Origin of the sequence: Phocaeicola sp. RTP21359st1_B8_RTP21360_211022 (assembly GCF_040911965.1) — a bacterium.
Lineage (GTDB): Bacteria > Bacteroidota > Bacteroidia > Bacteroidales > Bacteroidaceae > Phocaeicola > Phocaeicola vulgatus.
The window spans coordinates 1-15247 of sequence record NZ_JBDFXP010000053.1 but is presented as its reverse complement, the minus strand read 5'-3'; the positions used below and the strand labels follow the sequence as shown (position 1 = coordinate 15247).

General features: G+C 44.5%; 12 protein-coding genes. 11 read left to right on the top strand and 1 reads right to left on the bottom strand.

Features of this window, described 5'->3' with window-relative positions; translation table 11 throughout:
* The first annotated feature begins 69 nt into the window (after positions 1 to 69).
* The 7 genes from AB5062_RS19645 (at position 70) to AB5062_RS19615 (ending at position 8557) form a co-directional block, all read left to right on the top strand.
* Positions 70 to 1305: a fucose isomerase gene (locus AB5062_RS19645; protein ID WP_057099290.1), complete on the top strand. Its 1236-nt coding sequence runs from the start codon at positions 70 to 72 to the stop codon at positions 1303 to 1305.
* A gap of 95 nt (positions 1306 to 1400) precedes the next feature.
* Complete coding sequence (locus AB5062_RS19640) at positions 1401 to 1883, top strand: DUF4494 domain-containing protein (protein WP_005841540.1); 483 nt, start codon at positions 1401 to 1403, stop codon at positions 1881 to 1883.
* A gap of 33 nt (positions 1884 to 1916) precedes the next feature.
* On the top strand, positions 1917 to 2585 hold the full coding sequence (locus AB5062_RS19635) for a YggS family pyridoxal phosphate-dependent enzyme (RefSeq protein ID WP_005841538.1): 669 nt from the start codon (positions 1917 to 1919) through the stop codon (positions 2583 to 2585).
* Between the two features lie 13 nt (positions 2586 to 2598).
* Positions 2599 to 3573: a dihydroorotate dehydrogenase-like protein gene (locus AB5062_RS19630; protein ID WP_057099291.1), complete on the top strand. Its 975-nt coding sequence runs from the start codon at positions 2599 to 2601 to the stop codon at positions 3571 to 3573.
* Positions 3574 to 3749: 176 nt separating this feature from the next.
* A complete protein-coding gene (locus tag AB5062_RS19625) occupies positions 3750 to 5408 on the top strand; it encodes an AMP-binding protein (RefSeq protein ID WP_005851623.1) in 1659 nt (552 codons plus the stop codon).
* A 252-nt stretch (positions 5409 to 5660) separates the two neighbouring features.
* On the top strand, positions 5661 to 7046 hold the full coding sequence (locus tag AB5062_RS19620) for a hypothetical protein (RefSeq protein ID WP_100263470.1): 1386 nt from the start codon (positions 5661 to 5663) through the stop codon (positions 7044 to 7046).
* 38 nt (positions 7047 to 7084) lie between these two features.
* Positions 7085 to 8557, top strand: coding sequence for a DUF3943 domain-containing protein (locus AB5062_RS19615; RefSeq protein WP_005851622.1), 1473 nt, complete (start codon positions 7085 to 7087; stop codon positions 8555 to 8557).
* Here the strand turns inward: AB5062_RS19615 and AB5062_RS19610 are convergent.
* Entirely contained in the window at positions 8554 to 9132 is a 579-nt protein-coding gene (locus AB5062_RS19610) for a Crp/Fnr family transcriptional regulator (RefSeq protein WP_008782402.1), read from the bottom strand. The genes AB5062_RS19615 and AB5062_RS19610 overlap by 4 nt on opposite strands.
* 142 nt (positions 9133 to 9274) lie before the next feature.
* On the opposite strand from AB5062_RS19610, the gene AB5062_RS19605 reads away from it, so the two are divergent.
* From AB5062_RS19605 to AB5062_RS19590, 4 genes are all read left to right on the top strand, one after another.
* Complete coding sequence (locus AB5062_RS19605; RefSeq protein WP_005851618.1) at positions 9275 to 10873, top strand: dipeptidase; 1599 nt, start codon at positions 9275 to 9277, stop codon at positions 10871 to 10873.
* Positions 10874 to 10904: 31 nt separating this feature from the next.
* Entirely contained in the window at positions 10905 to 12095 is a 1191-nt protein-coding gene (locus AB5062_RS19600) for an aminopeptidase C (RefSeq protein WP_005851616.1), read from the top strand.
* 130 nt (positions 12096 to 12225) lie between these two features.
* On the top strand, positions 12226 to 14457 hold the full coding sequence (locus AB5062_RS19595; RefSeq protein WP_022509121.1) for a S9 family peptidase: 2232 nt from the start codon (positions 12226 to 12228) through the stop codon (positions 14455 to 14457).
* A 170-nt stretch (positions 14458 to 14627) separates the two neighbouring features.
* A partial coding sequence (locus AB5062_RS19590; protein ID WP_368331268.1) for a capsule assembly Wzi family protein occupies positions 14628 to 15247 on the top strand: 620 nt, incomplete at its 3' end.

Here is a 15247-nt window from a genome sequence, read left to right as displayed (position 1 = left end):
TGCGCATTTTTTAGGGTTATTAAAAAAAAACATGTAAGTTTGTTCCAGTAAAACAAAGCAAAATATCAAATGAATCTATACCTGATAACCTTCCAGTCCTCCTTGAACAGAATTGAATCTGTATATGATTGCCATAAAGATTTATTTGTGGAAATCGAGAAGTTTTTCACGCTTCATCTGGTACCTTATACAGAGGCTGCAAGTATTCCGGCAGATGCCTACCGGATGGCTTTCATCGCTTCGGGCGGGGTAGAAAAAATGGTCACCCAACACTTCGAACTACTTCCCTATCCTATCCATCTGCTGACCGACGGACAACAGAACTCACTGGCTGCTTCCCTGGAAATAGCTACATGGATACGAAGCAAAGGAATGAAAGTACATATTATTCATGGCACTATCCCCAATATGGTGAAACAACTGATAGATCATCACAAGGCTTTCGCCGCCCAGCGCGAGGTAAGAGGAAAACGAATCGGAGTTGTGGGATATTCTTCTCCGTGGCTGGTGGCCAGCAATGTAGATTACCTGCTTGCCAAACGCCGCTGGGGAATAGAGTTCATTGATATCCCCATGGAGGAAGTGTATTGTCTGTTTTATCAGATAAAGGATGATGATATAGGATATGAGGCGTCCGTATTTGCCAACCGTGCCATTGCCTGCCGGGAAGGGACTCCGGAAGATTTGCTGAAAGCCATGCGTCTTTATCAGGCCGTGAAAATAATCTGCGAAAAGAAAAAGCTGGATGCGGTAACCCTCTCCTGCTTCTCGTTGATTGAGAAATTAGGAACTACCGGATGTCTGGCACTTGCCCTGCTGAATGATGAAGGCATCCCGGCCGGATGTGAAGGAGACTTGCAATCCATCTTTACTCTGCTCATCGCCAAGACACTGACCGGCCAGGCAGGATTCATGGCGAATCCGGCATTCATCAACGATGACCTGAACGAAATAGTGATGGCTCACTGTACGATTGCCACCAAAATGGTGGATCAGTTTATCATCCGGAATCATTTTGAAACGGAGACCGGGATAGCCATACAGGGTATTCTGCATCCAGGAGGCATCACGATGATAAAATGCGCGGGAGAGTGTCTGGACGAGTATTTCGTTTCCACAGGCCAACTGATAGAAAATACCAACTACATCAATGCCTGCCGCACCCAGGCAAGAATCAAACTGGACAAATCCGTAGACTATTTTATGCGTAATCCTTTGGGTAACCATCACATCATATTAATGGGCGATCATGAAAAAGTGATTCACGAATTCATGCAATTGAACAGCTGCAAACTAGTGGAATAAGGAAAGCATGAAGAAATTAAGTAAAATGGGAGACGAAGATTAAATAAATTGTATCTTTGTATCCAATTTAATATTCAATAAAACAATAAACTTTTATGATGCATACTTGGTTTGAATGTAAGATACGTTACGAAAAAGTCATGGAAAACGGCATGAACAAGAAAGTAACGGAACCCTATTTGGTTGACGCGCTGAGCTTTACTGAAGCAGAAGCCCGTATTATTGAAGAAATCACTCCGTATATCAGCGGTGAGTTCACTGTTTCGGACATCAAACGCGCCAACTACAGCGAACTGTTCCCCTCTGAAGAAGATGCAGCCGACCGCTGGTTTAAGTGCAAGCTGTTCTTCATTACGCTGGACGAAAAAAGCGGAGCAGAGAAAAAGACCTCCACTACCGTACTGGTACAAGCTTCCGACCTTCGCGACGCTGTAAAGAAACTGGACGAAGGAATGAAAGGTACAATGGCAGACTACGTGATTGCGTCCGTAGCCGAAACCGCCATCATGGATGTTTACCCATACGAAGCCGAACCGGATGTGAAACCTGAATTTCCGGATGCCGGAAAAACCGAATAAAGCCTGATAAAAAAATAGAAAGTATAACAGATAATGAGCATTCAAGCAAATTTAAAAGAAGTTCTTTCCGAACTGCCTGCGGGTGTCCGCCTGGTAGCCGTATCCAAATTCCATCCCAACGAGGCGTTGGAAGAAGCGTATGCTGCCGGCCAGCGTATTTTCGGTGAGAGCCACGTGCAGGAAATGACTCAGAAATATGAAACCCTGCCCAAAGACATTGAATGGCATTTCATCGGCCACCTGCAAACAAACAAAGTCAAATACATGGCCCCTTATGTAGCTATGATACATGCCATAGACTCGTATAAATTGTTGGTTGAAGTCAATAAACAAGCTTCCAAAGTCCATCGCGTCATCCCTTGTTTATTGCAGATACATATCGCCCAAGAGGAAACGAAGTTCGGTTTCTCTTTTGACGAATGCAGGGAAATGCTGGATACAGGCGGATGGAAGGATTTGAAAAATGTCCGCTTATCAGGAGTGATGGGTATGGCGACCAATGTGGATGACGACGAACAAATCAAAAGAGAATTTTGTTCCTTAAATACATTCTTCAAAGAAATAAAGCAGAACTATTTTTCTGATTCAGAATACTTTAAAGAAATTTCCATGGGTATGTCACACGATTATCCGCTGGCAGTGGAAGCCGGAAGTACACTAGTCAGGGTAGGAAGCAAAATCTTTGGAGAACGAAACTATTAAAACTACTATTTATATGACTCAATTAAAAACCACTTTTGCCGGGTTGTCACTGCGCAATCCTATAATCATCAGCAGTTCCAGCCTTACAAACAGCGCTGAAAAGAACAAGAAACTGGAGCTGGCAGGCGCCGGAGCCATTGTTTTGAAATCAGTTTTCGAAGAGCAGATCATGATGGAAGCACATCACATGGCTACTTATGGCTCTCCCGAAGGAGATGACTACTTGAGCACATATGTACGCTCTCATGCATTGAACGAATATATTTCATTGATTGAACAGACTAAAAAGCTTTGCACCATTCCTGTCATTGCCAGCATCAACTGCTTCAGCAACTCAGAATGGACAGACTTTGCCCGTACCGTGGAAGCAGCAGGAGCCGACGCACTGGAAATCAACATCCTTTCCTTGCAGACCGAAAAAGAATATCAATACGGTTCTTTCGAACAGCGTCATATCGATATCGTAAGCAGTATCAAGAAACAGATTTCCATCCCCGTCATTGTGAAACTGGGCAGCAATCTGACCAACCCCATCGCACTGATCAACCAACTTTATGCCAACGGAGCCAATGCTGTGGTATTGTTCAACCGATTCTACCAGCCGGATATCAATATCGACACCATGACATATTCTGCAGGCGATGTATTCAGTACTCCTGCCGACTTGTCCAACGGACTGCGCTGGACTGCTATCGCTTCGGCACAAGTTCCTCAGACAGATTATGCCATTTCGGGCGGTGTGCACGATGGAAAAGCGATAGTCAAAGCAATTCTGGCAGGCGCTTCGGCTGTAGAACTGTGCAGTGTCATCTACCAAAGAGGCAATCAGGTCATTGCAGATATGACAAATGAAATGACCCAATGGATGAACCGGCAAGGCTACAAGGACATCAGCGAATTCAAGAGTTCGATGAACGCACTGTCTACCGGAGCCAGCAATCCGTTTGAACGTACACAGTTCATGAAGTATTTCAGCAGCAAAGAATAAAAATCAGTGGTTAGTGATTAGTGGTTCATATCCATGCGACATCACAGCGCAGCTCATTAACCACTAACCACTAATCACTATTTTTCCTTCTGTTTAATTTGTATGCTCCAAAGAAAGTCTTATATTTGCACATTTGATTAAAGTTTGTGCAAAATATAAACAAAAGAGTATATACAATGGAGCAGAGTTTTATTGCCTTCCTGGAAGACAGTATAAAGAAAAACTGGGACTTGGATGCCCTTACAGATTATAAAGGTGCCACATTACAATATAAAGATGTAGCCCGCAAAATAGAAAAGCTACACATCATCTTCGAATTAAGCGGCATCAAGCAAGGAGACAAGATAGCTGTCTGTGGCCGCAACAGTTCTCATTGGGGAGTTACTTTCCTGGCTGCCGTTACATACGGGGCAGTGATTGTTCCCATTCTTCACGAATTCAAATCGGACAACATTCATAATATAGTCAATCACTCGGAAGCACGCCTGCTGATGGTGGGCGATATGGTATGGGAAAATCTGAATGAAAATGCCATGCCGTTGTTAGAAGGGGTTATCTTGATGAATGACTATACCCTGCTAGTTTCCCGCAGTTCCAAATTGGACTATGCACGCGATCATCTGAACGAACTGTTCGGAAAGAAATATCCGCGCAATTTCCGCCGGGAACATGTCAGCTACCGCCGGGATACACCGGAAGAACTGGCTGTGATCAACTATACTTCCGGCACGACCAGTTATTCCAAAGGAGTGATGATTCCTTACCGCGCATTGTGGTCGAATACCCAGTTCGCTTTTGATGTCTTGAAAATGAATCCGGGTGACAAGCTGGTTTCCATGCTCCCTATGGCACACATGTACGGACTGGCTTTCGAGTTCCTTTATGAATTCTGTGTGGGATGCCATATTTATTTCCTGACCCGTACCCCCAGTCCGAAAATCATCTTCCAAGCCTTTTCCGAAGTGAAACCCAATCTGGTAGTAGCCGTTCCATTGATTATCGAAAAAATCATCAAGAAGAATGTACTGCCCAAACTGGAAACCCCGGCTATGAAGATTTTACTGAAAGTTCCTATCATCAATGATAAAATCAAAGCCACAGTCCGCGAACAGATGATAAATGCCTTCGGAGGTAATTTCTATGAAATTATTGTAGGAGGTGCCGCCTTCAATCAAGAAATAGAGCAGTTCCTGAAAAGTATAGATTTCCCCTATACCGTGGGATATGGCATGACTGAGTGTGCTCCGATTATCTGTTATGAAGATTGGAAATATTTCAAGCCGGGTTCCTGCGGAAAGGCGGCTCCCCGTATGGAAGTCAAAATATTGAGCCCCGACCCTGAGAATATAGTAGGTGAGATAGTATGCAAAGGACCTAATGTAATGTTAGGCTATTACAAGAATCCCGAAGCTACCGCCGAGGTAATAGACAAGGACGGCTGGTTGCATACCGGCGACCTGGGTGTTATGGATGCGGAAGGCAACGTTACCATCAAGGGACGCAGCAAAAACATGCTGTTGGGTCCATCGGGACAGAATATTTATCCGGAAGAGATTGAAGATAAATTGAATAACATGCCGTTCGTTTCAGAAAGCATTATCATACAGCAGGCAGACAGCAAACTGGCGGCTTTGGTTTATCCCGATTTCGACGATGCCTTTGCTCATGGGCTGGATAATGACGCGATAGCACAGGCTATGGAAGAGAACCGTATCAACTTGAATACAGAACTTCCTGCATATTCACAAATAGCCCGTGTAAAAATCTATCCGGAAGAATTCGAGAAAACTCCTAAAAAGAGTATCAAACGTTTCTTATATCAGGAAGTAAAATAACACCTGACAGAAAAAGAACCTGCCTGCAACATATATAATGTATAAGTCTGAAGATTATAGATGTTGCAGGCTATACATTATAGATGTTACAGGTTATACATCCGCATATATGGACACCTGGATCATGATACGTGAAAGGAGACAAAACAAAACATAATTTTACTCTTGCACCCCGATCAATTCTCCCCATAATTCCCCCTTATATCTACATTTTTATTACATTTGCACCCAAGAAACTAAAAATGTATGAAAATGAATATGCGTATAGCAGCAATACTCCTTTTAGGATATTGTGCAGGTATGTCAACTCCTGCTTTTGCCCAGAAAAAGGACAAGCTTAAAAAAGGCCCCAACATCTCCTTGAACATTTCCGCGAAGAAAGACAGTGTCAAAACCACTTATCTGAATATCGGTCTGCTTACAAATATCTATCAACTGAAAGGAATCGGTATCAACGCTGTATCCAGTGTTGTACAAAACGATATGACGGGTTTCCAAATCTCCGGCCTTGCCAGCATTACCGGACGCCACGCCTCCGGTTTCCAACTGGGAGGTATTGCCAATGTAGCCGGAGGCAATGCCAATGGCATCATGCTCAGCGGACTGATGAATGTTGCCGGAGGGAAAGCCAACGGTATCCAAATTTCCGGATTAGGCAACATTGCCGGAAACATATCAAGAGGAGTTACCATCGGCGGTCTGATGAATCTGGCCGGCAACAAAGCCCAAGGAGTTCAGATAGCCGGCTTGGCCAACATTGCCGGAAAATCACAAAATGGCATCGCTATCGGCGGACTGATGAACGTATCTGCCGAGAAACTGAACGGAGCACAAGTTTCCACCCTGCTCAATATCAGTGGCGGAAAAGCCAAAGGCGCTCAAGTCTCAGCCATTGGTAATGTAGGTGTAAACGTGAATGGTATGCAATTCTCCGCCATCAGCAATATCGCTGCCGGAGAAATCAGAGGCTTGCAGCTTTGCGGTGCGGTAAATATCGCCGTCAAGACGGAAAATGCCCTGCAATTCTCAGGACTGACCAATGTTTGCCAAGGCAAGTTACGCGGTGTGCAGTTCGCTCCCGGCAACTACGCCGGAGAAGTAAGCGGCGCGCAAATCGGTTTACTCAACCTGTGTGGCGGGAATGTAAAAGGAATACAAATAGGAATCATCAACCATAGCAAGGATACTACCGCCCATAAACTAGGTTTGGTGAATATCACTCCCAAAACCCGTATCCAGATGATGCTGTTTGCAGGTAACACCAGCAAACTGAATGCTGCCGTGCGTTTTAAAAACCGCCGGAGTTATACCATGCTGGGTATCGGTACACACTATCTGGATTTGAATGACAAATTTTCGGGCTGTGTGTTCTACCGTGCCGGTCTTTACTATCCCATCGCCTCCAAACTGGAACTAAGTGGCGACTTAGGTTATTTCCATATAGAAAACTTTGAAAATGAAGATGCGGAAACACCGGAACGCATGTATTCATTGCAAGCCCGTATCAATCTGGAATATAAATTCAAATCCAGAATCAGTTTCTTTGCATCGGGTGGTTACGGCATGACGCGCTACTATGATAAAAATAAGTTCTACGAAAAAAAACCTATTTTCGAAGCAGGTGTTATCTTGTTTTAAGCAGCCCCGTCACCCTAGTATAAACTAATCCATACAGTATGAAACTACAGCATATCGCATTAGTCTGCCTGCTGGCATTAAGTGCCGGGAACGTCACAGCCCAGATGCTCCACCGCCCCGATTCCATGTATACATTCACCGATCCTCGCCTGCAAAAAAAACACCCTTGGCGTGCCGCCGCCGAAACTTTCGGAATGAATGTCGGAGTATGGGCATTCGACCGTTATGTAATGAACGAAGACTTTGCCAAAATCAGTATCGGCAGCATACGGCGCAATATCAAGCATGGTTTTGTATGGGATAACGACCAATTCTCCACCAACCTGTTCGCCCACCCCTATCACGGAAATCTTTATTTCAATGCAGCACGCAGCAACGGACTTACCTTTTGGGAATCGGCTCCATACGCCTTTGCTGGTAGTTTGATGTGGGAAATAGCCGCAGAAGTGGAGCCGCCCGCCATCAATGACCTGATGGCAACCACCCTAGGCGGCATCGCCCTGGGAGAAGTAACGCACCGTATGTCTTCTTTGGTACTGGACGACTCCAAGCGTGGTTTCTCACGTTTCACCCGCGAGTTTTTGGGAACCTTGATCTGCCCCATGCGGGGATTGAACCGAATGATAACCGGCGAGATGTGGAAAGTAAAACGCTCTCATTACAAATACCACGATTACGACCGCATTCCGGTACACTTTTCCATAGGTGCCGGTGACCGTTATCTGGCCGATGACAATTACCTGTTCCGTGGAGAGCACAATCCCTACCTTGAATTCCGGGTACAATACGGAGATGCCTTCGATAAAGTGAATGACGGCCCATACGATTACTTCACCGCGCGGGCCACCTTCGGTCTTTCCGGGAACCAGCCTCTTATCAGCCAGATCAACCTGATGGGCAAACTATGGGGTGTTCCCCTGAAAACCACTACCGGCATGGAAATGATGTTCGGTATCTTCCAGCACTTCAACTATTTTGATTCCGAGGAAGTGATTGACGGATCGGGGCGTATCCCTTACAAGATTTCGGAAGCTGCCAGTGTGGGACCGGGTATGATTTATAAATTCCCCCGAATGAACAGCCTGGTAAATTTGGAACAGCGTGTGTTTCTGAGTGCCATCCTGCTGGGTGGAAGCCTTACCGACTATTACAACGTAATAGACCGCAATTACAATATGGGAAGCGGATACAGCATAAAGAACAACACCATTCTGGACTTCGGCCGTTACGGCATGTTCGCACTGAATATGCATCTTTACCAGATTTTTACCTGGAAAGGATACGAACACAAGGATTTGGAAACAATAGATCCGCTCTATCTGAATGCGCAGGGAGACAAAGGAAATGTAATGCTCGCTGTAGTGAATCCGATTATCGAGTTGAATCTAAGCTCCCACTTCAAAGCCAATATGGAAGTGTCCTATTACTACCGCCACACACATTATTCCTACCATGAGGACATAAAATATAAGACCTTTGAAACCCGGTTAGGATTGATTTATCAATTCTAAAGCAAGGAAGAACGGACACGGCTCAAGGTTTCGGGAGTCATCTGTAATAAGGAAGCGATGTACACAAGAGGCGCACGCTTCAATATTTCGGGATGAAGCTGCAACAATCTGTTATAACGTTCATGAGCCGGTTCAAAACGAAGCGTGTCCGCCTTCACCTGTGACTCTATCAAAGAATGTTCGATAAAACCGCGATAAAGACGTTCGATATCGTGATATTGATCTATCAATTTCTCCACTTCCACACGGGGTAACTCCCATACCACGGATGCTTCCAAAGTTTCCACCATCAAGCGGGTGGGCTCCTGTTTAAAATAACTCTCTATGCAAATAATCATTCCGTTCTCATAACCGATATGCTCAGTCAGATCTTTATCATATTTATAATAAAATTGTCTGAGCATTCCTTTTTCTATAAACAACATCGCTTTACAAACCTCACCGGCCTGCAAAACAATCTCCCCTTTACGATATTTTCTACAAACTAAGATTTCGGCTAATGCGTGAACACTTTCTCTACTGAGAGGATGGTTAACTTCTGCTATCCTTCTAGCTATGTCTATACTAGTTGTCATGTGCTCCCAATTTTTGTATTTGCTGCAAAAATACAAAAAAGGCTGGATTATTAGACATAAATTACAAAATTAAACCGATAAAGTTCTGAATAATAGTTTTTTTTATATACTTTTGAAACGCAATAGTAATAAAACGACCTTTATGAAACTACTAGCCTCTTTAACAATCCTGGGTTTAGTCATGGCACAAAGTGTCACAGCCCAAACGAATTACACAAAGGATCCGGAAAGCTGCACTAGCATTATGGTAGGAAAGAAAGCAACTACCGATGGATCAGTTATAACCAGTCATACATGCGACAGCTGGTACCGAACCTGGGTAAACATGGTTCCGGCAGAAAGTTATGAAAGGGATACTGTAATGAATATTTACGATGGCCGTATGCATACCGAGTTTGTAGCCGACCAGACTAATGTAAAAATCAAGGGGCAAATACCACAAGCTAGAAAAACATATGCCTTCATGGACACCTCCTACCCTTGCATCAACGAAAAGCAGCTGGGGATAGGTGAAACTACCGTAAGCGGACGCAGGGATCTGGAAAATCCCAAAGGTATGTTTATGATTGAAGAATTGCAACGTGTGGCATTGCAACGCTGTACAACAGCCCGTGAGGCTATCCGCCTGATGGGAGATCTCATAAAACAATACGGTTATGGCGACAGCGGCGAATGTCTGACCATTGCCGATCCTGATGAAGTATGGCACTTCGAAGTCTTCGGAGAAGGAAAAGATAAAATTGGCGGAGTATGGGCGGCAGTCCGTATTCCGGATGATCATGTAGGCGTATCTGCCAACATCTCGCGAATCAGCACCCTCAATCTGAAAGATCCCGACCACTATATGGCTTCCGAAAATGTATTTGACGTGGCTAAAAAATTAGGATATTGGGATGGAAAAGAGCCTTTTAAATTTTGGAAAGCTTATAGCGGAAAGAATTACTCCGGCCAACTGAAATCCTTCAGCACCCGCGAGCACTTTATCCTGAATGCACTGGCACCGTCATTAAAGCTTGATTATGAAGCAGAAGAACTGCCTATCAGTGTAAAACCCGACAAGCAAGTATCTGTAACCGATGTTATGGCATTGCTCCGGGAAACATACGAAGGAACGCCGCTGGATATGACACAGAATCTGAAAGTTACGGTAAAAGATAGAAAAACCGGAAAAGTAGACACCATTATCAGCCCGAAAGCCAATCCGTGGATGCGTGGCGATGAACTGAATATGCTGAACGGTATTAAAAAGGGAGTTGTGAAATCAGTACGCAATATCGCAGTTCCGCAATGTGCTTATTCTACAGTTATCCAATTGCGCAACTGGCTGCCCGATGCAGTAGGCGGTGTGGTATGGTTCTCTATGGACAACCCCGGACAAAGCCCGCGCGTTCCGGTATTCTGTGGCATTACTGATTTCCCTGCTATGTATAAAATCTGCGGTAACCACCGCTATCGCGACGACGCCGCCTTATGGCACTATCGCCGCGCCAACAAACTGGCTGCTGTAAGATGGGGAACTGCCCGCAAAGTAATGGAAAAAAATATTCGTCATTTCGAGGAAAAAGGACAACGGGAACTTCCATTTGTGGAAGCACAATACCAAAGTATCCTTCAATCTAAAGGGGAAGAAGCAGCCCGTGCTTATCTCACAGACTACACGGCAGACTTTATAGGCGCCACCATCCTTCGCTGGGACGAAATGGCAAACCAATATTGGATTGAGTCACGCTTCGGCTTTTAATTGTTAACCTTATCATATTAAAAACAAACTTATGAAGACAAAAGTATTCACACTAGCCGCACTGCTATGCTGTGCATCAGCCATGTATGCACAAGAAAGTGGTTACAAATTCACGACTGTTGCATCACAGAAAGCAACTCCAGTCAAAAATCAGGCCTCTACCGGAACTTGCTGGTGCTTTGCCACCACTTCGTTCATGGAATCCGAACTGCTCCGTATGGGCAAAGGGGAATATGATCTTTCTGAAATGTTCATTGTACGCCAAAAGTACTTGAACCAATTGGAAGACAACTATTACCGGGGAGGCAACGGGAATTTAGGACAAGGAAGCCTTTCACACACATGGAAGAATGCTTTCAACCAAGTGGGTATCGTACCCGAGGAAGTATATCACGGAATCAACTATAACTCAGAGAAACATAACCATGGCGAAATGGTGAGATATATCAACGCTTTAGGAAACACAGCCGTTAAGATGAAACGTCGCAGCCCGGAATACTACAAGCTGATCAACAACCTTTTCGATACTTATCTAGGAGAACTTCCTGAAAAGTTCACTTACAAAGGAAAAGAGTACACTCCGAAATCTTTTGCCGAAAGTCTGGGTTTGAACATGGACGATTATATCGAACTGACTAGTTTCACTCACAAACCGTATTACCAGAAATTCTCTCCGGAAGTACCCGACAATTGGGAAAATGAACAAATGTACAATCTTCCGCTGGACGAAATGATGGAAGTTGCCGACTATGCTTTGACCCACGGATATACCGTATGTTGGGACGGTGATGTCAGTGAAAAAGGTTTTTCATTCAAAAATGGTGTAGCCATCAATCCGGTAGTGAAAAAAGCGGAAGACCTTTCGGGTTCCGACCGTGCACGTTTTGAGAAAATGGACCCTAAAGAACAAAGAGAGATGCTGGCGGAAGCCTACAAATTTGAAAAACCGTGTCCCGAAGTAAATGTCACTCCGGAAGTCCGTCAGGAAGGTTATGAAGCATTTGTCACTACAGATGACCACCTGATGCATCTTACCGGTATTACCAAAGACCAGAACGGGACCAAATACTATATCACCAAAAATTCTTGGGGTACAGAACGCAATACATTTGGCGGGTATCTGAATATGTCCGAAAGCTATGTACGTGCCAAGACTATTTTCCTCATGGTGCATAAAGATGCTATTCCGGCTGCAATCAAACAGAAATTAGGAATTAAATAAAAAAGAAAAGAGCAGGCGTCCGTTTTTCTAAAATAGACGCCCGTTTTTTGAAAACAGATATCCGGAGTCCCAATACATACTTGTGTTTTCAAATGGACATCTATTTTTTAGCAAAAGATTCATAATAACTATGACGAAAAAGAACTTATTTACATTAGTCTTATGCTTATTCTGTTTCGGAACCACAACTCATGCGCAACGTATCCCCACATTGGAGGAGGCCGTATACGGAGGACTGATCAAGACAGAAGGCGGAAGTAACGTGAACTGGATGAAAGATGGAGAACGTTATTCCAAAATAGAGAAAAATGCCGAGGGAGCATACGAAGTCACTGCCTACAAAGCAAAGGACAATTCCAAAGAAGTGCTGATCCCTGCCAATATGCTTCTGAATCCGCAAACAGGAAAACCTATCTCTGTCCGCAATTTCGTATTCAGCGAGGATAACTCCAAAGTATTGATCTATACCAATACCCGTCGCGTATGGCGTTATGATACCCGCGGTGATTACTGGGTGCTTAATTTGAAAGACGGCAAACTGCAACAATTGGGCAAAAGCTTGCCGGAAGCTACCTTGATGTTCGCCAAGTTCTCGCCGGATGCCAGCCGGGTAGCATATGTCTCCAGAAACAACATTTATGTAGAGAGTCTGGTTGACGGGAAAATCAACCAACTAACTCAAGACGGAAATAATGAAATTGTAAACGGAACATTCGACTGGGTATACGAAGAAGAATTCAACTGCCGCGACGGTTTCCGCTGGAGTCCCGACGGGCAATACATAGCCTATTGGCAAAGCGATACCCAAGGTACGGGATGGTTTGATATCATCAATAATGTAGATTCCATTTATCCTAAAATCCAACGTTTTCCCTACCCTAAAGCCGGAACAGCAAACTCCGCTGTAAAAGTAGGCTATGTATCAGCCGACGGTGGAAACACCACTTGGCTGGCTCTTCCAGGTGATGCACGCAACCACTATATTCCACGTATGGAATTCATTCCGGGCTGCAACGAACTGTTCATCCAGCAAATGAACCGTGCCCAAAACACCAATAAAGTATGGATTGCGAAAATAGGTGAAAATACCCCCGTCAATATCTTTACCGATCAAGATGCCGCATGGTTGGAAACGAATGACAATGTGCGTTGGTTGAAAGGGAACAAGTATTTCACTTGGGAAAGCGAACGTGACGGATGGCGCCACCTGTATCGTGTAAGCCGTGATGGTAAAGAAATCAAGCCCATCACCCAAGGAGCTTTTGATTATATTCAAGAAGTAGGTGCGGATATGGATAAAGGTTTTGTGTACTTTATCGCCTCTCCCGACAACTTCACCCAGCGCTATCTCTACCGGGCACGTCTTTTCGGCAATGGAGAGGTAAAGCGGCTAAGTCCTGTTGACCAAAGCGGGCAACATCGTTATATCATGTCACCGTCCGGCAAATGGGCAGTCCATACATTCAGTAACTCGGAAACTCCCCCTGTAATCGACATGGTGTCTTTCCCTGCCCATAAAAGTATACGTCTGATTACTGACAATGCAAAAGCCAAGGAGCAATACAAAGCCTTGGGGCTGCAACCGAAAGAATTTGTAAAAACCCGTTCAGGAGAACTGGAACTGGATGCATGGATGATCAAACCCGTAAACTTTGATCCCAGCAAAAAATATCCGGTCATAATTGATGTCTATGGAGAACCTGCCAACGCCACCGTACAGGATGTATGGAGCGGAGGAAGTTTATGGCACCAGTACTTGGCAAACCTGGGGTATATCATAGTCAGCATCGAGAACCGTGGTGCCAATGCACCCCGTGGACGCGAATGGCGCAAATGTATTTATGGAGAAGTCGGAACCTTTGCCAGTGAAGATCAGGCAAGAGGCATCCAAGACTTGGCACGTCAATACTCTTTCATTGACACCGCACGTATCGGTATCACCGGCTGGAGTGGCGGAGGCAGCCAGACGCTGAACAGTATGTTCCGTTATCCCGATGTTTTCCACACAGGCATTGCCATTGCTTTTGTGGCCGACCAGCGTCTGTATGACACGGTTTATCAAGAACGTTATATGAATACTCCTCAAAATAATCCGGAGGGCTACCGCAAAGGGTCTCCCATCTCGTATGCAGCAGGATTGAAAGGCAACTTGCTGTTAATTCACGGTACAGGAGATGACAATGTTCATTATCAGAATTGTGAAATGTTGGTCAATGAACTGGTACGGCACGGAAAAATCTTCTCACAGATTTCTTACCCGATGCGTTCCCATGGAATTTACGAAGGCAAGGGAACCAGCTTGCATCTGCGAAAGACAATGGCTGATTACTGGCTGAAAAACCTGCCTGCCGGAGGAAAATAAATATGCCAAAATTCCTGCTGATATGATTATACAGTCGGCCATTCTGAACATTAGTGAAACTTTTCATATACATAAAATGATTAGAGTCCAAATTTTTCACAAAAGTTCGGGATGGCAGACTGATAAACCGATTTCGTTTTAGCAAGCTTAGCACTAAACACATAAACTAAATGAAGAAAATACAACTATTCTTATTACAATTTCTGTTAATATCTATTACGCAGCACACCAATGCCCAACTCCCTGTCAAAACAGAATATATCGTTGAGATGGGAGGAACATCGGGTAAAGGAACCTACGCGCCGATGTGGCTTACTGCCAACAGGCAAGGTTTATCTTCTGCCAATACCGAAAATGGTTATTTACGGGCAGGGATTGCACATACAATGCCATTAAACCAACATTTCGGCTTCAGTGCAGGACTGGATTTGGCAACCGCCTACAATTTCACCTCCTCCTTCATCATCCAACAAGCTTATGCAGACCTCAGTTACCGATGGTTGAACCTGAGTATCGGCAGCAAAGAACGCTTGCCCGAATTAAAGAATTCCAAGTTAAGCAGCGGAGGTATGGTAGAATCAAATAATGCCCGCCCCATTCCCCAAATACGCCTGGAAGTTCCCGATTATGTAGCCATACCAGGTACCCATAAATGGCTTCATTTGAAAGGACACATAGCCTATGGACGTTTTACTGATGACAAATGGCAGGAACATTTCACCTCCATAGGCAACCCATATACCATTGATGTACTTTACCACAGTAAATCGCTTTTCGCCAAAGTAGGAAA